The 22,384-nt window shown below is 58.7% G+C and carries 18 protein-coding genes; 15 read left to right on the top strand and 3 right to left on the bottom strand.

What is annotated here, in order from left to right; translation table 11 throughout:
• Positions 1-162: 162 nt before the first annotated feature.
• The 4 genes from ispG (at position 163) to DB51_RS07465 (ending at position 4,990) form a co-directional block, all read left to right on the top strand.
• Positions 163-1,410 carry a flavodoxin-dependent (E)-4-hydroxy-3-methylbut-2-enyl-diphosphate synthase gene (gene ispG / locus DB51_RS07480; protein ID WP_051867508.1) on the top strand — a complete coding sequence of 416 codons (1,248 nt, stop codon included), beginning with the start codon at positions 163-165 and terminating at the stop codon, positions 1,408-1,410.
• A 209-nt stretch (positions 1,411-1,619) separates the two neighbouring features.
• Entirely contained in the window at positions 1,620-3,329 is a 1,710-nt protein-coding gene (locus DB51_RS07475; protein WP_034254243.1) for an alpha/beta hydrolase family protein, read from the top strand.
• A 78-nt stretch (positions 3,330-3,407) separates the two neighbouring features.
• The gene (recO, locus tag DB51_RS07470; protein WP_034252964.1) at positions 3,408-4,196 is read left to right on the top strand and encodes a DNA repair protein RecO; all 789 of its coding nucleotides are present in this window, start codon (positions 3,408-3,410) and stop codon (positions 4,194-4,196) included.
• A 2-nt stretch (positions 4,197-4,198) separates the two neighbouring features.
• Positions 4,199-4,990 (top strand): isoprenyl transferase, encoded by a 792-nt coding sequence (locus DB51_RS07465; RefSeq protein ID WP_034252963.1) that lies wholly within the window; start codon positions 4,199-4,201, stop codon positions 4,988-4,990.
• A 113-nt stretch (positions 4,991-5,103) separates the two neighbouring features.
• Here the strand turns inward: DB51_RS07465 and DB51_RS07460 are convergent, their stop codons facing one another.
• The 3 genes from DB51_RS07460 to thiM all read right to left on the bottom strand — a co-directional run bounded on the left by DB51_RS07460 (position 5,104) and on the right by thiM (position 7,397).
• Positions 5,104-5,457, bottom strand: coding sequence for a thiamine-binding protein (locus DB51_RS07460; protein ID WP_034252962.1), 354 nt, complete (start codon positions 5,455-5,457; stop codon positions 5,104-5,106).
• Between the two features lie 137 nt (positions 5,458-5,594).
• Entirely contained in the window at positions 5,595-6,320 is a 726-nt protein-coding gene (locus DB51_RS07455) for a thiamine phosphate synthase (RefSeq protein WP_034252960.1), read from the bottom strand.
• A 147-nt stretch (positions 6,321-6,467) separates the two neighbouring features.
• Entirely contained in the window at positions 6,468-7,397 is a 930-nt protein-coding gene (thiM, locus tag DB51_RS07450) for a hydroxyethylthiazole kinase (RefSeq protein ID WP_034254240.1), read from the bottom strand.
• A gap of 319 nt (positions 7,398-7,716) precedes the next feature.
• Between thiM and DB51_RS07445 the strand changes: the two genes are divergently transcribed.
• The 11 genes from DB51_RS07445 (at position 7,717) to DB51_RS07395 (ending at position 22,131) form a co-directional block, all read left to right on the top strand.
• Positions 7,717-9,234, top strand: coding sequence for a glycine--tRNA ligase (locus DB51_RS07445; RefSeq protein WP_034252957.1), 1,518 nt, complete (start codon positions 7,717-7,719; stop codon positions 9,232-9,234).
• A 106-nt stretch (positions 9,235-9,340) separates the two neighbouring features.
• The gene (gene dusB, locus DB51_RS07440) at positions 9,341-10,489 is read left to right on the top strand and encodes a tRNA dihydrouridine synthase DusB (protein ID WP_034254237.1); all 1,149 of its coding nucleotides are present in this window, start codon (positions 9,341-9,343) and stop codon (positions 10,487-10,489) included.
• Between the two features lie 133 nt (positions 10,490-10,622).
• The gene (ftsZ, locus tag DB51_RS07435) at positions 10,623-11,816 is read left to right on the top strand and encodes a cell division protein FtsZ (protein ID WP_034252953.1); all 1,194 of its coding nucleotides are present in this window, start codon (positions 10,623-10,625) and stop codon (positions 11,814-11,816) included.
• Positions 11,817-11,834: 18 nt separating this feature from the next.
• The gene (locus DB51_RS07430) at positions 11,835-12,299 is read left to right on the top strand and encodes a cell division protein SepF (RefSeq protein ID WP_034252949.1); all 465 of its coding nucleotides are present in this window, start codon (positions 11,835-11,837) and stop codon (positions 12,297-12,299) included.
• Positions 12,300-12,550: 251 nt separating this feature from the next.
• Positions 12,551-12,832 (top strand): YggT family protein, encoded by a 282-nt coding sequence (locus DB51_RS07425; RefSeq protein WP_034252946.1) that lies wholly within the window; start codon positions 12,551-12,553, stop codon positions 12,830-12,832.
• A 98-nt stretch (positions 12,833-12,930) separates the two neighbouring features.
• Entirely contained in the window at positions 12,931-14,199 is a 1,269-nt protein-coding gene (locus DB51_RS07420; RefSeq protein ID WP_034252942.1) for a DivIVA domain-containing protein, read from the top strand.
• A gap of 25 nt (positions 14,200-14,224) precedes the next feature.
• The gene (locus DB51_RS07415) at positions 14,225-14,788 is read left to right on the top strand and encodes a signal peptidase II (protein WP_051867366.1); all 564 of its coding nucleotides are present in this window, start codon (positions 14,225-14,227) and stop codon (positions 14,786-14,788) included.
• Positions 14,785-15,717 (top strand): RluA family pseudouridine synthase, encoded by a 933-nt coding sequence (locus DB51_RS07410; RefSeq protein ID WP_034252938.1) that lies wholly within the window; start codon positions 14,785-14,787, stop codon positions 15,715-15,717. Before DB51_RS07415 ends, DB51_RS07410 begins: the two co-directional genes overlap by 4 nt.
• Positions 15,718-15,811: 94 nt before the next feature.
• Positions 15,812-19,372, top strand: a complete 3,561-nt coding sequence (dnaE, locus tag DB51_RS07405; protein ID WP_034252936.1) for a DNA polymerase III subunit alpha — start codon at positions 15,812-15,814, stop codon at positions 19,370-19,372.
• A 219-nt stretch (positions 19,373-19,591) separates the two neighbouring features.
• Positions 19,592-20,989, top strand: a complete 1,398-nt coding sequence (gene hisD / locus DB51_RS07400; RefSeq protein WP_034252933.1) for a histidinol dehydrogenase — start codon at positions 19,592-19,594, stop codon at positions 20,987-20,989.
• Positions 20,986-22,131: a histidinol-phosphate transaminase gene (locus DB51_RS07395; protein ID WP_034252930.1), complete on the top strand. Its 1,146-nt coding sequence runs from the start codon at positions 20,986-20,988 to the stop codon at positions 22,129-22,131. The genes hisD and DB51_RS07395 overlap by 4 nt, the downstream gene beginning before the upstream one ends.
• The last annotated feature ends 253 nt before the right edge of the window (positions 22,132-22,384 follow it).

The raw sequence follows: 22,384 nt of genomic DNA, 5'->3' as shown, positions 1-22,384 counted from the left end.
TCACAGGCGCCGAAATCATGGAAACTCGAAATAGTGGGGTCCGACTCCACAACCACAGTCAAGGATGTCGCCGTGAAGGGAACCACTATGAATGATGTCACCGTGAAGCGCGCCACCGTGAAGGACACAACCATGGAGGACGCCACCATGAAGGACGCCACCATGGAGAACACCACTGCCAAAGACGTCGCACGCTTCAGACCCACGACCCCACCTTCCTCTGATTCTCCACTTCATCGGCGTCGTCAATCCAGGCGGATTAGGGTCGGTGGCGTTGCTGTTGGAGACGGAGCGCCGATTTCTGTTCAATCGATGACCAACACGAGAACTTCGGATATCGACGCCACACTGAGGCAGATAGCCGAATTGCATGCTGCGGGTTGCGATATCGTGCGAGTCGCCGTGCCCCAACAGGAGGATGCGGATGCCCTGGCGTCGATTGTCGCCAAATCTCCCCTTCCGGTGATTGCCGACATTCATTTTCAAAGCAATTACGTCTTCCGCGCCATTGATGCCGGGTGTGCAGCTGTGCGGGTGAATCCAGGCAATATCAGGAAATTCGGAGAGGTGGGGCCGAGAATATGCCAAGCGGCGCAAGCTGCAGGCGTTTCGCTGCGTATCGGCATCAACGCGGGGAGTCTGGATCAGGACATCTACAGCCGTTTTGGGGGAGCGACACCTCAAGCCTTGGTCGAATCAGCGTTGAAGGAAGCGAGATTGTTTGAGGATGTGGGCTTCCGGGATTTCAAGATATCCGTCAAGCACCATGACCCCGTGGTGACCGTACAGACCTATCGTCTGTTGGCAGGCGAAGGTGATTGGCCTTTGCATCTTGGCGTCACGGAGGCAGGTCCGCAATGGCAGGGAACAATCAAATCCTGCGTGGCTTTTGGAGCACTGCTTGCCGAAGGTGTCGGCGACACGATTCGTGTTTCTCTGTCGGCACCTCCTGTGGAGGAGGTCAAGGTCGCCTGCAAGATACTTGAATACATGGGCTTGCGTGAACGGAAATTCGACCTGATTTCGTGCCCGAGTTGCGGCAGGGCTCAGGTCGATGTCATCGCCTTGGCGAACGAGGTCGCCGAAGGGCTCAAGGATATTCAGGCCCCGCTTCGCGTTGCCGTGATGGGGTGCATCGTCAACGGCCCGGGTGAAGCGAGGGAAGCCGACCTTGGTGTGGCGTCGGGCAACGGCAAGGGGAGGATTTTCATCAAGGGAACCGTGGTCGAAACCGTCCCGGAAAATCGCATCGTCGAGACCCTGTTGCGGAGGGCATCCGAAATGGCCGAGGATATGCTGACGGGTTTGTCGGACGGCGCGGGCGCGAATGTCGGGCCTGTGGTGGTGCCGGTGAGTCCTCAGCTTCCCATCATGGGTGTTGAGCACGACGGTCTAACCCACCACCGTTGAACATATCGTCATGTGTCGCCCGTGTCAGGCGTGGTATTCGACAGCGATTGCTCTGTGACGCTGATTGCTCTGTGGCACTTTGCGGTGTTCATGGGGATGTTCGGCATGACTGAGGTGAAGGAGCGTCTGCGTGTCGGTGACATCTTCAAGGTATTGCAGCTTCGAATCGTTTAGCGATGTTGAGACGGTGTACGGGCAGTGAGGTTACAATGTCTCCCGTGTCGAATGATGAATATACCGTGAAGGCCAACAGGGCTTGGAGCCGTTCCAGGCGGCTGATGGTCAGCCTGCCGATATTTATCATGATGATAGGTATTCTGACATCCGTATCGCATATCACCACGGTGCCTTGGAAGAACGAACCCACGAACCAAACCGTCGCAACGCTTTCCTCCGACACCGGCGTCACTTTCTCGAACCCCTCGAACCTTCATCTCGACAAGGACGGGGATTACCAGGTCGGCGAACGCCACGAGTCCTTCGTCGCCACCCAGCCGTCCACAGGTGACCGGCAGAACATCAACATGCTGATTCGAGAACCCGTTGGTGCCAGCGGGCAACGGCCGGCAATCGTATTCATGCACGGCGCCGGATACGGCACCAGTGACAATTCCTTCGGGGATGTGGCGAAAACCTTGTCTTCCGCAGGCTTCGTGACGGTGGTCATCGACAAGCCCGTGTGGAACACCAGCGATGTCAATCGGGATTATCCCGCCTCCGCCAAAGCGTATGAACAAGCCGTGCAATACCTGAGACAGCAGAGCAACGTCAACCCTGACAAAGTGGGCATCTATGCCACCAGCGAGAGCACATGGATCAGTGCCTATCTGCTGGAGGACGACCCCAGGCTCGCTTTCCAGATACTGCTCAGCCCCATGGTGAATTCGCCCAGGCATTCCTTGGGTTTTCTTGCGGCCCAGGATTTTGCTCTGGTGGGTGCGAACCCCGGTTACCAATCCATCCTGCGTCGGCTGTTCAGCACCGATGCCGCGCTGTTCGGACTGAACAACATAGACATAGACACCATGCATGCCAGCGCCTACGCGATTCCCACATTCGTCGCCTACGGTTCCAAGGATGTGATGACGGCACAGGTCGAGGGAACTCAGGAGATTCTGAAACTGGCTCACCAGGCCGATAACTGGAATGTCACCGTTCGGAACTATCCCATCGCCAATCATGTCCTGCGACTGGGGGACGAGGCGCAATCAGGCACACCATTGGCGGATCACTACCCGGAGGATGTGACGGATTGGGCGGTCGGACAGGTGCACGGCCTTGAACAGACTTCTGAGCGCGTGGCAGGGGATACGATTCGTCAGTCAATCGCCGTGCCGAGCGACCTGCATGCGCGTCCGACGCTGACCGTGTATATGATTGGCCTGCATGTGGCCGCGCTACTGTCCATGGTGGTGTCGATTATCCTCGCGGTCATCGCATTGGTCACGAAAATCAACCACATGGTCAAGCACAAGGGGCGTGCTCTGGGTTTCGTTCATGGCTTCGGCGGCATACTGCTGCTGATTACCGGCACGACCTTGGCGACACTGCTGCTGTTTGTTTCAGGTTTGGGACAGGTGGTCGTCGGAGTGGTGAAACTTGCCTGGGGTGGCGCACCTGAACCGGCGGGCATGATTTATTGGAGCTGGCCGGTTATTCAGATTGTTTCCACACTGGTGGTGTGGGCTTGGTCAAGGGTTTTCGGCAGGTTATTCGAAGTGGCGTCACTGCGCGGACTGACGAATATTCATCAGAGCAAGGACGATTTGAGTGCCGCTGAGAAACGTGCAATAGCACAGCAGAAGAACAAACCGGTGTTGGCATCGACCCGCTTGGGCAGAGTGCTGTTCGTGGTCACCACGGTGGCGATGTTCTGTATTCTGCTGGTTTTCGCATTCTGGGGATTGTTCGTCTATTAAGCGAAGAAGCGAATCTTGTACGAACGCGCACCGGCAGCTCGCCATGATGTACTGTCTTGAGCTACAGGGAGGTGGGCGGTGTCCACATATCATGACGAGGGAGTGGTGCTCACCACCGCCAAACTCGGCGAAGCGGACCGCATCATCACGATGCTCACCAAGGAGCACGGCAAGATACGGGCGGTCGCTCGCGGTGTCAGACGCAGCAAATCACGCTTCGGAGCGAGGCTGGAACCTTTTATGCGAAGCGATGTATTGATATCTCAGGGCAGAAACCTTGACAGAATTTCACAGGCGGCGAGCATAGCATCCTACGCGGATGCGATCTGCGGTGATTTCGACCTGTATGCCAACGGCTCGGTTATCCTCGAAACGATGAACAAACTGGTCAATACGGAGCACGAATCCGCAACCGAGCAATACATGCTCCTCGTGTCGGCATTGGCATCCCTATCCAGGCATCGTCACGATCCGCATATGATCAGTGCGTCCTATGTCATGCGTTCCCTGGCCCTGGCGGGTTGGCTGCCACGATTCGACTCCTGCGTGGTGTGCGGCAGAAGCGATGGGCTTGAGTTCTTTTCGGTTCCTGCCGGAGGTACGATGTGCGTCAACGATCGCACGCCTGAGGCCAGGGGTATGACCACGCAATGCCGCACACAGCTCAAGGCTTTGGTCGAGGGGAACTGGAAGCTGCTGGATGAAGCATCCCTGCAGCGCTGCGAAAGCGAGGGCGAAGGCGATGCGCGGACGGGTTCATCCCGGCCTAATCCTGATGGCGATGCCCAATGCGCTCGTATTGTTGAGGAATGGGGCGAATATTATCTTGAGCGTCCACTTCGTTCACTGCGCTTGTTAGATTCGTGACCATGAGCTTTGAACAGGTTGACTACACTTCGCTGGATATTCCGGCCGCACCCTTCTCCGAACCATCGCGAATTCCTGATTTTCCCAAGAATGTCGTACCCAGACATGTCGGCGTCATCATGGACGGCAACGGTCGGTGGGCGAAACATCGTGGTCTGGAACGTACGCGTGGTCATCAGGCGGCGGAACCGGTGGTGTTCGACACCATCGCGGGCGCTATCGAAAGCGGTGTGAGATATCTGAGTCTCTATACCTTTTCGACCGAGAACTGGAAGCGCAGTCCTTCCGAGGTGCGATTCCTCATGGGATTCTCGAGGGACATCATCCACAGGCGCGTTGCGCAGATGGACGAATGGGGTGTGAGGGTGCGCTGGTCCGGGCGCAGGCCGAAACTGTGGAAATCGGTGATCGATGAGCTTGAAGTAGCCATGGAACGCACCAAGAACAATTCGGTGATCGATGTGGTGTTCTGCATCAATTATGGTGGTCGTGCGGAAATCGCCGACGCGGCTAGCGCCATCGCCAAAGAGGTGGCCAGCGGCAGAATCAAGGGTGGCAGGGTCACCGAAAAGATGATTGCCGAACACCTGTACAATCCCGATATACCCGATTGCGATTTGGTGATTCGCACATCCGGCGAGCAGCGCACCAGTAATTTCCTGCCGTGGGAAGCCGCGTATGCAGAACTGGATTTCGTGCCCGAACTGTTCCCCGACTGCGGGCGTGACGTGTTGTGGCGCTCCATCGACGATTACATCCATCGTGACCGTCGTTTCGGGGGCGTAAAAGCCTGAGGCCGCCTGTCCTTGGGCAGATATGCGATAACTGCACTAAAAGGACAGCTTTTTCCTGGTATGTACGTGGATTTGCTGTTCTTTTAGTGCAGTTATCTCTGTTGCCGATGTGCTCAGCCTTGCTGGTCGAGGATTTCGTCCACCAATTCGGGTTTTCGGGTGAGCTGGCCGGTGAATCCCGGGCGGATATCGAGTTTCAGCGTCACTCCCGTGCGATACCCCTGTCCGGCGAGCTTCATCGTGGCCTCGCGCACGACCTTGAGCACGTCATCGAGGTCGCCCTCGATATTGGTGAACATGGCGTTGGTCTCATTGGGCAGTCCCGAGTCTCGGATGGTCGCCACCGCCTGCGCAACGTAGGTGGAGAGTTCGTCGCCGACTCCGCTTGGCGCGATGCACAGCGCTGCGACGGTATTGATGTATTGCTTGCCCGAATCCGACGTCTGCTGTTCTTGAGGTGATTCCATTGGTGTCTCCTTGGTGCCCTTGTTCGTTGGTTTCCGCGTGACGATGTGACCGTGTAGCTGTGTTGCTGTGTCACCGTGTGATGAACATCATGCCTGCTATGTAACTGTACGGTGAGCGCTCTGTGATGTCCTCGATGCTAGGCGCGATGCCGTTTCGCCTGCTGCCAGGCTTCGACGAGTTCTCTGGCGGCCTGCTCCGGATCATCCTTGCCTGCGATGGCAGAGATGACGAACCATCCGGCCACCTTGGTTTCGGCCAGCGCGGGCATGTCTGAGGCCGTCACTCCGCCGCCCGCCACCACAGGATAGCTGCTGACCGTAGAGAGCGTCCGGATGCCTTCGATTTCCAGATTGTGAGCCACACCGAGAGCATCCACACCTGCATCAGGTTTGCTGATAGAGGGGTGCACAGGGCCTGCACCGACATAGTCGATGACGCCTTCGGGCAGGAGATTCACGGTGTCGATAAGATGCTCGGTGTTCGCCGACAGCCCCACGATGGCGTCCTCTCCCAGCAGTCGCCGGCAGTACTCGACCCCGATATCAGTCTGACCGACATGCACGCCATCGACTTTGATGCCCTCGCAGCGTGCCTGCCATGCCGCATCGACGCGGTCGTCTATCACCAGCGGAACGGTCGAACTCTTTCCCGCCTCGGCTATCGTATCGGCGATGCCACGTGCCATCTCGATGATGTCGGAGGCATCCGAGTGCTTGGCACGTAATTGCACGAAGCTGATACCGGCCCGCAGCGCGGCGGCGACGACGTCCTCGACCCTCCTTCCGTGGGTGTCATCCGGCCCGAGTACCAGATAGGCGCTCAAATCGAAGTGTTCACGCATCGACGCGTACTCGAATGTCATAGTCACAATCCTTAGTGTCTCGATACATCGTTGTTGCAATCCTTGCTCACTGAGCGCAGTGTGATGAGCGGAGTGTTATGAGCGGAGCCGATTGCGGATTAGGGTTTTTTGGGGCCGAACGACGCTCTGGTCAATCACTCTCGCCGCTCAGTTCAGCAGTATGGGGGCGTTGGCGATGTCCGTGGCGCTGGCGTTCCACAGGCCATCGAGGAATGCGCTCTGGAAGCTTCCTGGTCCTTTGGCGCTCAGTGCGGCCTGTTCGGAGGCGACATTGTAATGGGCCGAGGCTGCGAGGGCGGCCGTCAAAGGGTCGGATACGGCGAGGTATGTGCCGATGACACCACCCAACGAGCAGCCTGCGCCGGTGATTTTGGTCATGAGTTCGCTGCCTCCGGGAAGACGGTATACGAGGCTGCCGTCGGTGATCAGGTCGACTGCTCCTGAGACGGCAACGCAGGCCTTGCCTGAAGCGCTGTGGGACACCAGGTATCGGGCCAGTATCGTCGCGGCGTGCCGGGCGTGCTCGACGTCGTCGACGGATTCCACTCCTGCAGGTCTTGAATCCTGGTTTCCCGAGTGTCCGGCGTCGTCGCCATCCTCGAGTTCCCACATATGCGCCAAAGTGATGATTTCCGAGGCGTTGCCCCGTACCACGGTCGGCGGATACTCCTTGAAGGAGGACAGTATGGCAGTTCGCGTATTGCCTAGTCCTGCCGCTACCGGGTCGAGCACCCATGGGTGCCCTGTCCGAGCGAACTCTTGTGCGATTTCCGGCAGTGCCTGTGCGAAGAAGGGCAGCAGGGTGCCGACGTTGATGTAGCTTGCGCCCGATATCTCGCTGACATCGGCGATATCATCCGGCAGATAGCTCATAGCGGCGCTGCCGCCGACGGCAAGCTGGGCGTTGGCCACCAGGTTGATGGTGACGAAATTGGTGAAGGACTGCGCCAGGGGAGTCTGCTGGCGTACTTGCCGCGCCGCTTCCTGGATGGCCTGACGAAGCGGATGGTCTGCGGCCAACTGCTCGGTGTTCGCCTTGGCTGTCGATGGTGTTTGGGATGGAGTGGTATCAGACATTTCATGTCTCCCTACGATGGTCTTAACCAACAGGTTCGAAGGGACTGACGTGATGCCGTCGTGACATCGTGCCATCTCAACTCTTTCGAGTGCCCCTGCATGTGCTCTTGAACCATAAGAAACGCCTTGGACAGCCCGTACCCGGCCAGAACGCGAGATAACTGCAATAAAAGGACAGTTCCGGACCGCATTTGTCGGTATTTATCTGTCTTTTTATTGCAGTTATCTCGGGATGATGCGGCGGAGGAGGTGTCAGAGTCTCGCTATAGACTCTATCGAGTCAAAACCCTGATAAACCAATCTCAACAGAAGGTGTTCCGTGGCTGAATCCAAACTCGATGCAGTGGTGTCCCTTGCGAAGCGCCGTGGCTTCGTGTTCCCCGCGGGGGAGATCTACGGAGGCACGCGCTCTGCGTGGGATTATGGTCCTCTCGGCGTGGCGCTGAAAGACAATATCAAGCGCGAATGGTGGCGTTCGATGGTTATCACCAGAGGTGACGTTGTCGGCGTCGACACCTCCGTGATTCTCCCTACCCCTGTGTGGGTGGCATCGGGCCATGTGTCCGTGTTCAACGATCCGCTGATCGAGTGCCTCTCCTGCCACAAGCGTCATCGTGCAGACACTTTGGAGGAAGCCTATGAGGAGAAGCACGGGCATGCTCCTGAGAACGGGCTGAAGGATATTCCCTGTCCGGATTGCGGGACGAAGGGCAACTGGACCGAACCACGCGACTTCAACATGATGCTGCAGACGCATCTCGGTCCGGTTCAGGACGACCACAGTCTGCATTATCTTCGTCCTGAAACAGCTCAGGGCATCTTCGTGGACTTCAAGAACGTGATGGGCTCCTCCCGCTCCAAGCCTCCATTCGGCATCGCCAATATGGGCAAGAGCTTCCGCAATGAAATCACCCCGGGCAACTTCATCTTCCGTACCCGCGAGTTCGAGCAGATGGAGATGGAGTTCTTCGTCGAGCCCGGTACCGACGAGGAATGGCATCAGTATTGGATTGACACCCGTACCCGGTGGTACACGGACCTGGGCGTGAACCCGGACAATCTGCGTCACTACGAGCATCCAAAGGAGAAGCTGGCGCATTATGCCAAGCGCACCGTCGACCTGGAGTATCGTTTCGGATTCCAGGGTTCGGAGTGGGGCGAGCTGGAAGGCGTCGCGAACCGTACCGATTTCGATCTGAGCTCGCACGCCGAGCATTCCGGCGAGGACCTCAGCTACTTCAACCAGGCCACCGGAGAGCGCTACGTGCCATACGTCATCGAACCCGCGGCAGGCCTGACCAGGTCTCTGATGGCCTTCTTGGTGGATTCCTATGACGTTGACGAGGCTCCGAACACCAAGGGCGGCGTGGACAAGCGCACGGTGCTGCACCTCGATCCCAGGCTGGCGCCGGTCAAGGCCGCGGTGCTGCCATTGTCCAAGAAGCCTGCACTTCAGGACATCGCCCATAACCTCGCGGCGGATCTTCGGCAGCATGACTGGATGATCGACTATGACGAGGCCGGGGCCATCGGCCGTCGCTACCGTCGTGAGGATGAGATCGGCACCCCGGTGTGCATCACCGTGGACTTCGACACGATCGACGATCAGGCCGTCACCGTACGCGATCGTGACAGCATGGAGCAGCAGCGTATCTCCCTTGACAAGGTCGCTGATTTTGTGAATGACCGCATCAAGGAAAAGCGCGTCAAGTATCCTGAAGGCCCTGCTTCGATAACCGGTGTGCATTCCGCGGATGGGGCCGTGGATGTCAACAAGGAAGCGGGACAGGACGAGTCAGCCCCGGTAAAGGTGGCCGAAGCCGGTGGCAATTACTGATACTGCGAAAACAGTCGGGAACAACGACGTGGATTCGCGCGGAAACGTCGAAGAATCCGATGCGCCCGAGTCGGCCGTGTCGCAAAGTGGAGCGACCCAAGAGCGTCTGACCATTCCCGGTATCAAGCTGGGGAAGCTGGATGTTCCGGTTCCCGTGATGCTGTCGCCTATGGCCGGTGTGACCAATTGGCCTTTCCGCGTGCTCTGCGAACGGTACGGTCCTCAAGGACTGTACGTTGCCGAGATGATCACCGCCAGGGCTTTGGTGGCACGCAATCCGAAGGCTTTCAGACTATGCCGTTTCGCTCCCAGCGAATCCCCGAGATCCTTACAGCTCTACGGAGTGAATCCGGGGATTGTGGAGCAGGCTGCACGAATGGTCGTAGACGGTCATATGGCCGACCATGTCGATCTCAACTTCGGGTGCCCTGTGCCGAAGGTCACCCGTCGCGGAGGCGGCTCGGCCCTGCCCTGGAAGCTTGATGTGTTCGCAGAACTCATTCACCGTGTGGTCTCAGTGTGCGACGCCGCAGGCATTCCGGTGACCGCGAAGATTCGCGTCGGCATCGATCATGAGCATGAGACCTATCTCGACGCCGGGCGCATCGCCCAGGAGGAGGGGTGCGCCGCCGTCAGCCTGCACGCCCGCACGACGGCGGAATACTATGGCGGGCATGCCGATTGGCATAGGATCGCTGAGCTTGCGGACGCGCTGACCATACCGGTATTCGGCAACGGCGACATCTGGGGCGCTCAGGACGCCTTGGATATGATGAAGCAGACCGGATGCGCCGGTGTCGCCATAGGCCGGGGCTGCCAAGGGCGTCCCTGGCTCTTCGCGGACATCAAGAACGCCTTCAACGCCTCCGACGAACGTGTTAACCCAACCCTCGCAGAAGTGGGAGCGGTCATAGAAGAGCACGCCCGGTTGCTCACCGAATTCTATGACGGTGATGAGGTCATGGCCGTTCATGACCTGCGCAAGCACGTCGCCTGGTATCTCAAGGGATTCGCCGTCGGCGGTGCGACGCGCAAGGCCTTCATGCAGTCTGAGAATCTGGAAGACATCGCGAGGAATGTCCGGGAACTTGACCCCAACCTACGCCTCCCCGATGAGATGGCGGACAAGCCCCGTGGGCGGGTACGATATGCCAAAAAAGTTCATCTGCCGTATGGGTGGCTGGATTCTCGTGAATTGTCGAAGGAAGGGCGCGAGGCACTGTTTGGGGATGACCCGATGGATGCGTCCTACTGATGGTGGATTGTGCGGGAAGAACGCGCAAAGCCGGCAAGATGGCAGAAAAACGAAGCAAACACGCGCAAATTTCCATCGAAGCGCGTAAGAACTGCGATAGAGTGAGTCTAACCGTGAGTGACAGGAGCATACTGTGAGCGAGATTGCCCAGACTGACAATTTCAACGACAAGACCAGCATTAAGGTCGTCGGTGTCGGAGGAGCTGGTGGTAATGCGGTCAATCGCATGATCGCTGAGGGGTTGCAGAACGTCCAATTCGTGGCGGTGAATACCGATGCGAAGGATCTGCTGCGTTCGGAAGCCGATGTCAAGATTTCTCTTTCCGACAACAACAGTCGTGGGCTCGGCGCAGGAGCCGATCCCGAGAAGGGCGCCAAAGCAGCCCAGGATCACCAGTCCGATATCGAAGAGGCCATCAAGGGTTCCGACATGGTTTTCGTCACCGCCGGAGAGGGCGGCGGTACCGGTACGGGCGCGAGTCCGCTCGTGGCGCGCGCTGCCCGACAGCTCGGAGCGCTGACCATCGCCGTGGTCACGCGGCCATTCACCTTCGAAGGTCCGCGACGCGCATCCTCGGCCGAGTCGGGTATCGAGAACCTCCGTAAGGAGGTCGATGCACTGATCGTGATTCCGAACGATCGTCTGCTTGACCTCTCGGACCGCACCGTCAGTGTGATCGATGCCTTCAAGACCGCAGATACCGCACTGCTTGCAGGCGTACAGGGCATCACTGATCTCATTACGATGAATTCATACATTCACGTCGATTTCTCCGATGTGACCGCCATCCTCAAGGATGCAGGCACGGCTTTGTTCGGCATCGGAGCCGCACGGGGCGAGGATCGTGCAACGCAGGCGGCCGAGATCGCCATCAGTTCGCCGCTGCTCGAAGAGAGCATCGAAGGTGCGCATGGTGCGTTGATCAATGTCGCAGGTCCTACCGATCTTTCGATGCAGGAGGCTTCGGCGGCCGCCCAGCTTGTTCAGGATGCCATCCATCCCGAGGCACAGATCATCTGGGGCCTTGCGCTTGACGATTCGTATGGGGACGAAGTACGCGTGACCGTCATCGCTGCAGGCTTCGATCCCAACAAGCAGGATGACGACCCACAGCAGTACAGCGGAGCGCGAAGCGCCCAGCGCAACGCCACCGAGGTACCGCCTCTGACGGCTTCCGCTCCTGCCGGTGCTCCTGCGAAGGGCGGCGAGCAGCAGGAGGAAACCGTTTCGGACGAGACCTCAGAGCATGACGTGGTGCAGCAGGCTCCGACCCCGCAAAGTCAGCAGGACCCCGGCGATCTCGATATTCCTGACTTTCTTCGCTGAGACGATTAAGGAGCACACATGGCAGGATTCATGAAGAACGCAATGTCGTACCTTGGTATGGCGGATGTGGTCGACGAAGATGAGCTCGAGCGCGAACAGGAGGATTCGACAGAATCATCCTTCGACTCGGATCATACCGTCACCCCGATTGCTCCTGTCGCCAACTCTTCGGCGTCACGTGAGCCAAGCCCGTTCCAGGGCAGGGTCAACCGCATCACCACCATTCATCCGAAGTCCTATGAGGACGCCCAGTTGGTGGGCAGGGCGTTGCGTGACGGTGTTCCTGTCGTGTTGAATCTCACCGGTGTATCCGAAGCCATTGCATACCGAATCGTCGATTTCTCCGCAGGCGTGGTCTTCGGCGTCCGCGGGTCGATCGAGCGGGTGACGCCAAGAGTATTCCTCCTGAGCCCGGCCCAGGTCAATATCAAGGTCGAAGAACCGCAGCGGCAGTCGCCTTCCCACGACTTGTTCGCTGAATAGGCGGTGAAGGAATTGCATTCATCGCAACGTGAATGCAACCGCTTCACGGTGATGTTGCTGTTCTGAATCAGTTGCCTTGCGATACCGTGCTTCCGTGTGCATAGCAACGCTGAGCCAGTGAGCAGCGAAGCTCTCATCGGCATAGCACCTCCCGCAGGGGAGTCGAACGGAGCATGTCGACTTGCGCAGGAGGTCGTTCCCCGCATGGTGCCTTTCGGCTCGCTCCAAGCAAGTATTGGTAGGCTTGTCGAATGATTCTCTTACTGATTCGTCTGATTGTGGATTGGGTCATCAGCGCCTATCTCTTCATTCTCATATGCCGTATGATTCTCGATTGGATTTTCGTTCTTTCGCCGCGTTGGTATCCACGTGGATTCGTCGCCACCTTGATCTCGCTGGTGTATAAGCTCACCGACCCGCCGCTGCGTTGGCTGCGACGCTACATTCGGCCTTTGCCGTTGGGTGCGATCCAGCTGGATCTGAGCTTTATGGTGCTGTACTTCGTGTTAATTGTGTTGCGAGTACTCATATAACCGCCGATGGTTGGTACCTACGGCGAGTGCGCGTGCTAGCATTCTGAGAAGGAAACCAACAATGCGAGCGCATGTTGCCCGAAAGGGGTGGAATTTCAATGGTCCTATTGACGCCGAAAGACATAAGGGAGCGCTACATCCCGGTAGTCAGGTTTAAAGAAGGCTTCGACAAGGATGCAGTCGACGACTTCCTGGACGAGGTTGCCGAGACTGTGGAGGTGCTTGGCCGTCAAGCCATGCAGAACGATGCATCGACTCAGTCACTCGGCCCTGACGTTGCCAAGCTGAACTCGAAGATCTCCGAGTTGACCGCACAGGTCGAATCACTGCAAAAGGAGAACGCGACTCTTAAGGCTGCTCCGAGCAAGTCCGACGGTGCTTCCGATGCAAGCGGAAAACTTGCCGAGGCGGAGCAGCGGGTACAGACGCTGGCCACGCAGAACGAGCAGCTCAAGCAGCAGGTCGATCAGCTGAACAATCAGATTGATCAGCTTACGGCTCAGGCGGCCAAAGGCAATGACGCCGAGGCTCTGGCCAACCAGCTTACCGCCGTTCAGCAGGAGCGCGACTCCTTCCGCAGCCGTGGCGAAGGTCTGCAACAGCAGCTTTCCGCCGCACAGCAGCAGGTCGTCCAGCTCCAGCAGCAGCTTTCGCAACAGTCCGGTGCAAGCCAGAATCTTACGAAGCAGCTCGAGGAGTCGAAGCAGCGCGAGGAGCAGCTCCGTCAGCAGGTCTCCAAGATGGAGCCTTCCACGGAAACGGGCAGCCTCAAGAAGATCGCAGGTGCGGGAGCGGATGCGAATTCCGAGCCCGAGCGCGCGACCGCCATGTTGACGCTGGCCATGCAGCTGCACGACCAGTATGTCGACAAGGGCAAGGCCAAGGGCGCCGAGCTGATCGCCGACGGACAGGCCAAGCATGACGAGAGTGTCGCCAAGGCTGACGAGTACTCCAACCGGACGCATGTGGCGGCCGATGAGTACGCCAAGCGTACGCACACGGATGCCGACAACTACTCCACACGCGTGCACTCCGAGGCCGATGCCTATTCGACGAAGACCCGCTCCGATGCCGATGTCTACAGCAAGCACACTCGCGCGGAAGCCGACACTTACGAGTCGGAAGTCCAGAAGCGTGCTCAGCAGTACGACAAGGAAACTCGTACGGGAGCCGATCAGTACGCGGCCGATGTCAAGGACAAGCTCGTCACCCAGTCCAAGGTCATCGAGGGCAACATCCAGGGCCTCAAGCAGTTCGAGGCGGAGTACAGGAGCAGGCTTACCGAGTTCCTCGGCCAGCTGGTCTCCCAGGTTTCCGATACCAACTCCTATCAGGGTGTTGAAGGGTCGAATGACTCGAAGCACTGATTTTCTATCATCGAGGTTATGATTGATGTCTCTTCAGGGAGATGATGCAAGGCGGCTGCGCACTCGCGTGGCCGTCTTTGCGTGCGTAACGGCCGTTGCGCTGGGTGTGGACCAGATTACCAAGGCACTGGCTTTGACGAAGCTGTCGGACGGCAGGTCGGTGGGTGTCCTTCCCGGCTTCCTCTCGCTGAGACTGTTGCGTAACCCCGGTGCTTCATTGGGCCTGGGGTCCGGTGCCACATGGGTTATTTCCGTGGTGGCGATTGCGGCCTGCATCGCCTTCGTCGTGATGCTGATGCGCACCACCTCGATGCGGTGGACGGTGCTGCTGGCTCTGGCCTTTTCGGGCGCGATGGGTAATCTCATCGACAGAATCGTGTACGCCGACGGCTTTCTCAACGGCAAGGTCGTGGACTTTCTGGACTATGGGTGGTCAATCGGCAATGTTGCCGACATTGTGCTCATGGTGGCAGGAATCGGCATTGTGGTGCTGCTGTTCATGGGTTTTCCCTTCAACGATGACAGCGAAGGCTCCGAGGATGAACCGGCCGAGGCAGGGGACGGGCAGATGCAGCCTGATGGTCGATGAGCAGACTTCTTCCCGCTCCTGACGCTTTGGTGGGCAGACGCATTGATGTTGCCTTGTCGAAAATGCTCGGCATATCAAGGGCGAAAGCCGGTGAACTCATCGATTCGGGTCAGGCGAGACTGCTTGGTCGAGAAATATCAAAGTCCACCGGCCTTCGTGAGGGAGACCTTATCGACCTCGACCTCGAAGAGCCGCCCGAACAGGTGGAGCCGATTGCCGAAGGTATGTCCATAGCCTACGAGGATGAGGACATCGTGGTCGTGGACAAGCCTGTGGGTGTCGCCGCCCATGCTTCCGTAGGGTGGACAGGGCCGACGGTGCTGGGCAGTCTGCTGGAGCGCGGGGTGCATATCACCAGTTACGGTGCGGCAGGGCGGCAGGGCATCGTAAGCCGCCTGGACGTCGGTACCAGCGGTCTGATGCTGGTGTGCAAATCCGAACTGGCGTACAAGGAGATGCGCAGACAGTTCTCCGAGCATGAGGTCGTGAAAACCTATCACGCTCTGGTGCAGGGGAATCTGCGAGAGGATAAGGCCACGATAGATGCGCCGATAGGGCGTGCCAAGGTTTCCGACTTTCGTTTCACCGTCACGCCGGCCGGCAAGGCGGCCGTCACGCACTGGGATGTGCTTGAACGATTCGGTGAGGCGACGCTGGTGAGCGTGAATCTAGAAACGGGAAGAACGCACCAGATACGCGTGCATTTCTCCTCTATCGGTCATCCGCTCGTAGGAGACCACATGTATGGGGCCAATCCGCAACTTGCTCAACGGCTCGGTCTTGAACGGCAGTGGCTCCATGCGATGAGGCTCGAATTCCGTCATCCGCGCACGCATCTGTGGACGCGCGTCGACTCCAGCTATCCCGCCGACCTGCAACAGGCGCTTACCGCCATCAGCAAAACCCCGCACGCTGAGAATCGCGGCTGATTCCCCTGTTCTCGGCCATCGGGGCACGCCTGGCGACATGGCACGACCGCTGGAGTTCCCTATGCAGATTGGGTGAGGCTGTTAGATTAGAAGCATGACTTCCTCCGTCGATTCCAGTTTTGTTCATCTGCACACGCATACCCACTACTCGATGCTTGACGGTGCATCACGGATTCCCGACCTGGTCGAACAGGTCAAGAATCTGGGGCAGCCTGCCGTGGCGATTACCGACCACGGCAACATGCACGGTGCCTACGAGATGTGGAGCACAGCCGTCCGAGCCGGGGTCAAGCCGATTATCGGCATCGAGGCATATGTCACGCCAGAGACGGCCCGTCAGGACAGAACTCGCGTACGTTGGGGCACCGAGGCCCAGCGTTCCGATGACGTCTCCGGCGGCGGTTTCATTACCCATATGACGCTGCTGGCCAGCAACGATGAGGGGCTGGTCAACCTGATGAAGGCCTCCTCGATAGCCAACCTCGAAGGCTTGGTGGGCAAATGGCCGCGTATGGACAAGGAAGTGCTGTCGCAGCATGCCAAAGGTGTTATCGCCACCACGGGATGCCCTTCGGGCATCGTGCAGACCCGTCTGCGCCTTGGGCAGTACGACGAGGCGCTGCGTGCGGCTTCGGAGTTCCAGGACATCTTCGGCAAGGAGAACTACTATGTCGAGCTGATGGACCACGGCCTGGAAATCGAAAGTCGAGTCACCAAGGACCTGCTGCGGCTGGCCAAGCAGCTTGACGCGCCGCTGCTCGCCACGAACGACTCCCACTATGTTCACGAACAGGATGCGTCGGCTCAGGATGCTCTGCTGTGCATCAATTCCGGTTCACGCCTGGACGAGCCGGGACGATTCAAATTCGACGGCAGCGGATACTACATCAAATCGGCTCAGGAGATGCGCGAGCTCTTCAAGGAGTTCCCCGAAGCCTGCGACCATACGCTGGATATAGCCGAACGTTGCAATGTGATGTTCGACGATCACGAGGATGGCGCGTTCATGCCGCGTTTCGATTGCCCGGAAGGATGGGACGAGACCTCGCTCTTCCTGCACCTCGTCGAGGAGGGGCTGGAGGAGCGCTATCCGGACGGCGTGCCTCAGAGCGTCGTGCAGCAGGCGGATTACGAATGCGGCGTGATTTGCCAGATGCAGTTCGCCGGGTACTTCCTGGTGGTGGCCGATTACATCAACTGGGCCAAGGAGAACGGCATCATGGTAGGCCCTGGTCGTGGTTCCGCCGCAGGGTCGATGGTGGCCTATGCGATGGGCATCACCGAACTGGACCCGATTAAGCATGGTCTGATTTTCGAACGATTCCTGAACCCGGAACGTGTCTCGCTGCCTGATATCGATGTGGACTTCGACCCCGAGGGCCGTATGCGCGTGCTCGGATATGTGGCGAGAAAATACGGCAGCGACAAGGTCGCGCAATGCGTGACCTATGGCACGATCAAGACCAAGCAGGCTTTGAAGGACTCGGCGCGCATCATGGATTACGAGTTCTCGATGGGCGACCGCGTCACCAAGGCGCTGCCGCCGTCGGTCAACGGCAAGGATATGAGTCTGAAGGAGATTTTCGACGCCACATCCAAACGGTATCCCGAAGCCCGAGAATTCCGCGACCTATATGACTCGGACCCTGACGTGAAACGCATCACCGAAGAGGCCAAAGGCATCGAAGGCATGATTCGGCAGACCGGAGTGCATGCCTGTGCGACGATCATGGCCTCGAACCCGATCACCGACACCTCGCCGTTGATGGAGCGCAATGACGGCACCGTCACGACCACCTTCGAATACCACACTTGCGAAACTCTGGGCCTGGTCAAGATGGATTTCCTCGGGCTCTCCAATCTCACGGTTATCCGTGACACCATCAAGAACATCGAGCGCAACGGCAAGGAGCCGATTACCATTCAGCAGATACCGCTGGACGACAGGGAAACCTATCAGCTGCTGTCGCGCGGAGACACCCTGGGCGTCTTCCAGCTCGATGGCGATGGCATGCGCTCGCTGCTCAAGACCTTGCGACCCGACAACTTCAACGACATCTCCGCGTTGATTGCTCTGTACCGCCCGGGACCTATGGATATGAACTCGCATACCAACTACGCCAAGCGCAAGAACGGTCTGCAGAAGATTGAGCCCATCCATCCAGAGGTGGCGGAACCGTTGAAGGACGTGCTTGACGAGACCTACGGCCTGATCGTCTACCAGGAGCAGGTGCAGTCCGCAGCACGAATCCTGGCCGGATACTCTCTCGGCAAGGCAGACGTGCTGCGACGTGCGATGGGTAAGAAGAAGCCCGAGGTGCTGGCCAAGGAACGTGTGCCCTTCTTCGCCGGAATGAAGGAGCATGGATACTCGGAACAGGCGGCACAGGCCGTCTGGGATATTCTGGTGCCCTTCTCCGGTTACGCCTTCAACAAGGCGCACTCCGCCGCATACGGCATGATTTCCTATTGGACCGCCTATCTCAAAACGCATTATCCAGTGGAATTCATGGCGGCGCTGCTGCAGAACGAACGCACGAACAAGGACAAGACCGCTCTCTACCTCGGCGAAGCCCGACGTATGGGCATCCAGGTTCTGCCTCCCGACGTGAACGAATCCGTGTCCGAATATTCGGCAGTCGGTGATGTGGTGCGTTTCGGGCTGGGAGCCATCCGAAACGTCGGCGACAAGGTGGTTGCGGATATCGTCTCCGAACGTGAAGGCGCGCACGGCCGCTATGTCAACTTCGTGGACTTCGTGCGCCGCGTCTCGCTGAACGTGCTGAACAGACGCTCGCTGGAATCATTGATCAAGGCCGGGGCATTCGACGCAATCGACCCGAATCGTCGCGCTCTGTACCAGATTCATGAAGTGGCGATCGACTCCCTGGTGCCGCTCAAGCGCAAGCAGGCCGAAGGCCAGTTCGACCTTTTCGCGGATGCCGGTGACGACTCGGCTGATGACGCGATGGGCGATGCTGCCGTCACTGTGCCCGACATCGACGAGTGGGACAAATCCACCAAACTGAACTTCGAGCGCGAGATGCTCGGCCTCTACGTCTCCGACCATCCCCTCAGCGGCATGACTTCGGTGCTGGCCGGACTGCGTGACATGTCCATCGCGCAGCTCATCGACAGGGCGAAGACCATGGGGGACGGGCAGATCATCACCATCGCCGGCTTGATTACCGGCGTCGATAGACGTGTGTCCAAGAAAGGCAACGCCTGGGCCATCGTGACCGTCGAGGATTTGGAAAGCTCCATCCAATGCATGTTCTTCGGCAAGGTGTACGAGGCGAATGCGATGGATTTGGCCGTGGACACCGTGGTGCGCATTCGTGGCCAGATCGAGGTGCGTGACGAGACCGTGTCGATGCGTGCCACCGAGATGGAGAAACCCACACTGGAATCGGTGGATGAGCGTCCACTGGTGATAGCACTGCCACCTGTGGCGCTTGACACCGCCAGAATGGGGCAGCTCAGCGATATCCTGCGCTCGCATCCGGGGTATTGCGAGGTGAAACTGCTTGTCCCTGACGCACAGGGGAATGCCACGGTGATGACGTTCGGCGATGGTTTCCGAATTAAGCGGGATACGAGCCTGTTCGCGGAAATCAAGACGATTTTCGGGCCGTCATGCCTCACGGCTGCGTGACGGCAGGCATATTTCGCAAACTGTGTTCATGTGCAACTGTGCTTATGTGCAACTGTGCTTATGTGCAACTGTGCATATAAGTACGCCAAGATGCTGAATTCCTTGGTTTAGCATGCTTGTTTGCACAGTTTCGGTGTGGAGGATTCGGGTATCTCACGATGTGGGTACAGGGGAGGTTCCGAGCCCTAGTAGTCATTGGTAGAATCTACCATCGGAACCATGACGGACAATCTCATGAGAACCATTGATCTGCGCGGGCGTAAGCTCACACGCTCCGAACTCCTCCAGGCCATGCCACGTGCCCAGATGGGCACTTCCGAAGCCAGCGAACTGGTGCAGCCGATTCTCGATGAGGTGCATCAACGCGGTGCCGCGGCCCTCAGGGATTTCGCCGAACGTTTCGACGGTGTGCGTCCCACCCAATTGCGCGTCCCCAAAGAGGCCATGCAGCAGGCACTCGCAGAACTCGACCCCGAGGTGAGGGCGGCCATCGAGGAATCGGTGCGCCGGTCACGTGCGGTCAGCCAGTCACAGGTCCCGAAGGATTTCCATACCGATTTGGGGCAGGGCGCCCGAGTCAGCGAACGGTGGATACCGATTCAACGTGTCGGCTTGTACGTTCCCGGGGGCAAGGCCGTATATCCAAGCTCGGTGATTATGAACGTCGTGCCCGCACAGGCGGCGGGCGTCGAATCACTGGCCATCGCCACGCCTCCTTCAAAGACATCTGCAGAAGGTCTGCCCAACGCCACCATCCTCGCGACTTGCGCGATTCTGGGTGTTGACGAGGTCTACGCCGTAGGCGGCGCACAGGCCATCGCCATGTTCGCATACGGGGCGAAGGGCTCCGAGCCTCAGGATGGCGAGGTGCTGTGCGACCCGGTCGATAAGATTACCGGACCGGGCAACATCTTCGTGGCTACCGCCAAGCGTCTGGTCTCCGGTATCGTCGGCATCGATGCAGTGGCGGGGCCGACTGAAATCGCCATCGTCGCCGATGCCGGTGCCAATCCTGAGTGGCTTGCCGCCGACCTCATCGGTCAGGCCGAGCATGATGAACTCGCCGGTTCGGTGCTCATCACCGACGACGAGGAGCTTGCCGCCAAGGTTCAGCAAAGCCTCCTCGCACGCGTCCATCGCACCGAGCACGCCCAACGAGTCACCACATCGCTTGAAGGCAGCCAGTCGGGCATCATCCTCACCGACGATATCGACCATTCCATCGATGTCGCCAACGCCTATGCCGCCGAACATCTTGAGATTCAGACCAAGGACGCCGACGCGGTCATCGCCCGAATCGCCAATGCCGGAGCCATCTTCCGAGGCCCGTATTCTCCGGTGCCGCTCGGGGATTACATGTCCGGCTCCAACCATGTGCTGCCTACCGGTGGAACCGCACGATTCGCCAGCGGTCTGGGTGTGCACACCTTCATGAAGCCCGTTGAAGTCATCGAATATGACGAAGAGGGATTGAAGACGCTTGCCGCGCGTATCAACGCCTTTGCGGTAAGCGAGGATTTGCCGGGCCACGGGGAGTGCGTGCTCAGCCGATTCGTCGACGACCCGTATGATAAGCCGACGCTTCGCCAGCAGGAGCAGGAAGCCGGTCTGCTATGAGTGCCATCCCCGCAAGCATCCCTCTGCGCAACGACCTGCTGGGGGAGGAGCCTTACGGCGCTCCGCAGCTTGACGTGCCGGTCTGTCTGAACGTCAACGAGAACCCCTACCGGCTCGAAGCGAGCGTTGTGGAGAGCATCGCCAAGCGCGTCGCGGAAATCGCCCCTACGCTGAACCGGTACCCGGACAGGGAGCATATCGAACTTCGACAGGCTTTCAGCGATTATCTGGCGAAGGAATCCGGCGCACGTCTGCGCGTGGAGCAGCTGTGGGGTGCCAACGGTTCGAATGAGATCATGCTGCAGCTGTTCCAGGCCTTCGGAGGACCTGGACGCACGGCGCTGGGTTGCGACCCGACGTATTCGATGTACCCCGAGTACGCTCGCGACACCTTCACCACATGGAAGCTGGCTCATCGCAACGAGGATTTCACTCTGGATGTCGCGGGCACCATTGCGGCGATCAATGAGTACGGCCCCTCGATGGTGCTGGTGACCAGCCCAAACAATCCGACGGGAACCGTGCTGCCTCACGAGCAGATCGAAGCATTGCTCGACGCGTGCGAACATGCCGCGGTCAGCGGGGCTCCTGAAGGGGCCCATCCGATTCTGGTGGTCGATGAAGCATACATCGAGTTCCGTGACCCTGGTACGCCTTCTGCTGTGGCGTTGGTGTCGAAACACAGGAATCTGGCGGTCAGCAGGACCATGTCGAAGGCCTTCGCCTTTGCCGGAGCCCGCGTAGGGTATCTTGCCGCCGACGAGGGAATCATCGACGCGGTGCGTATCGTGCGTATGCCCTACCACCTGAGTGCGGTCACTCAGGCCGCCGCGCTGGCGGCTTTCGAGCATACGGACGAGCAGCTCAGTACCGTCGAGCATCTGAGGCAGACCAGAGAACGGACTGCTTCATGGCTTGCTCAGCAGCGTTATCACGGCGCCAATCTTCGGGTTGCTCCGTCAGGGTCGAACTTCGTGCTGTTCGGTACCTTCGACAATCGTGAAGCCATCTTCCAGGAGCTGCTTGACCGCGGCGTGCTGATTCGTGTTGTCGGCCCGGAAGGCTGGCTGCGCGTATGCATGGGTACAGACGAGGAGATGGCCCGCTTCCGCAAGGCCTTCACCGAAGTGCTCGGTCTCTAAGCCTCTGAACCGTTAAGCGGGAAGCCCAGTGGGCTTCCCGTAGGCGAAGTGAGCGCCCGCCAAGGGCGCGAAGAATCGCTGAAAGCGATTAATCAACGAGGTTCAAGCGGAAACTGTCACATGAAACCTGCATGGGCTAGGCGAGGTGAGCGCCCGCCAAGGCCGAGCCGTCAGAAGGGATGCCCTGTGGGTATCCCTTAGGCTCGGTGAGCAGCCGAACCGTTATGGCCGAAGCACTGTGTGCTTCGGCTAG

The organism is Bifidobacterium crudilactis, from assembly GCF_000738005.1.
GTDB classification, from domain to species: Bacteria; Actinomycetota; Actinomycetes; order Actinomycetales; family Bifidobacteriaceae; genus Bombiscardovia; species Bombiscardovia crudilactis.
The sequence above is the reverse complement of the archived record's forward strand: the minus strand, read 5'-3'. Positions and strand labels throughout refer to the sequence as shown.

What these genes read in the sequence shown, in the direction of transcription:
- DB51_RS07460 (WP_034252962.1), bottom strand. Translation starts at nt 5,457, where the DNA reads ATGGAATCACCTCAAGAACAGCAGACGTCGGATTCGGGCAAGCAATAC.
- DB51_RS07475 (WP_034254243.1), top strand. Translation starts at nt 1,620, where the DNA reads ATGTCTCCCGTGTCGAATGATGAATATACCGTGAAGGCCAACAGGGCT.
- DB51_RS07455 (WP_034252960.1), bottom strand. Translation starts at nt 6,320, where the DNA reads ATGACATTCGAGTACGCGTCGATGCGTGAACACTTCGATTTGAGCGCC.
- DB51_RS07430 (WP_034252949.1), top strand. Translation starts at nt 11,835, where the DNA reads ATGGCAGGATTCATGAAGAACGCAATGTCGTACCTTGGTATGGCGGAT.
- dnaE (WP_034252936.1), top strand. Translation starts at nt 15,812, where the DNA reads ATGACTTCCTCCGTCGATTCCAGTTTTGTTCATCTGCACACGCATACC.
- hisD (WP_034252933.1), top strand. Translation starts at nt 19,592, where the DNA reads ATGACGGACAATCTCATGAGAACCATTGATCTGCGCGGGCGTAAGCTC.
- DB51_RS07420 (WP_034252942.1), top strand. Translation starts at nt 12,931, where the DNA reads ATGGTCCTATTGACGCCGAAAGACATAAGGGAGCGCTACATCCCGGTA.
- DB51_RS07425 (WP_034252946.1), top strand. Translation starts at nt 12,551, where the DNA reads ATGATTCTCTTACTGATTCGTCTGATTGTGGATTGGGTCATCAGCGCC.
- DB51_RS07465 (WP_034252963.1), top strand. Translation starts at nt 4,199, where the DNA reads ATGAGCTTTGAACAGGTTGACTACACTTCGCTGGATATTCCGGCCGCA.
- DB51_RS07410 (WP_034252938.1), top strand. Translation starts at nt 14,785, where the DNA reads ATGAGCAGACTTCTTCCCGCTCCTGACGCTTTGGTGGGCAGACGCATT.
- ispG (WP_051867508.1), top strand. Translation starts at nt 163, where the DNA reads ATGGAGAACACCACTGCCAAAGACGTCGCACGCTTCAGACCCACGACC.
- DB51_RS07415 (WP_051867366.1), top strand. Translation starts at nt 14,225, where the DNA reads ATGTCTCTTCAGGGAGATGATGCAAGGCGGCTGCGCACTCGCGTGGCC.
- DB51_RS07395 (WP_034252930.1), top strand. Translation starts at nt 20,986, where the DNA reads ATGAGTGCCATCCCCGCAAGCATCCCTCTGCGCAACGACCTGCTGGGG.
- thiM (WP_034254240.1), bottom strand. Translation starts at nt 7,397, where the DNA reads ATGTCTGATACCACTCCATCCCAAACACCATCGACAGCCAAGGCGAAC.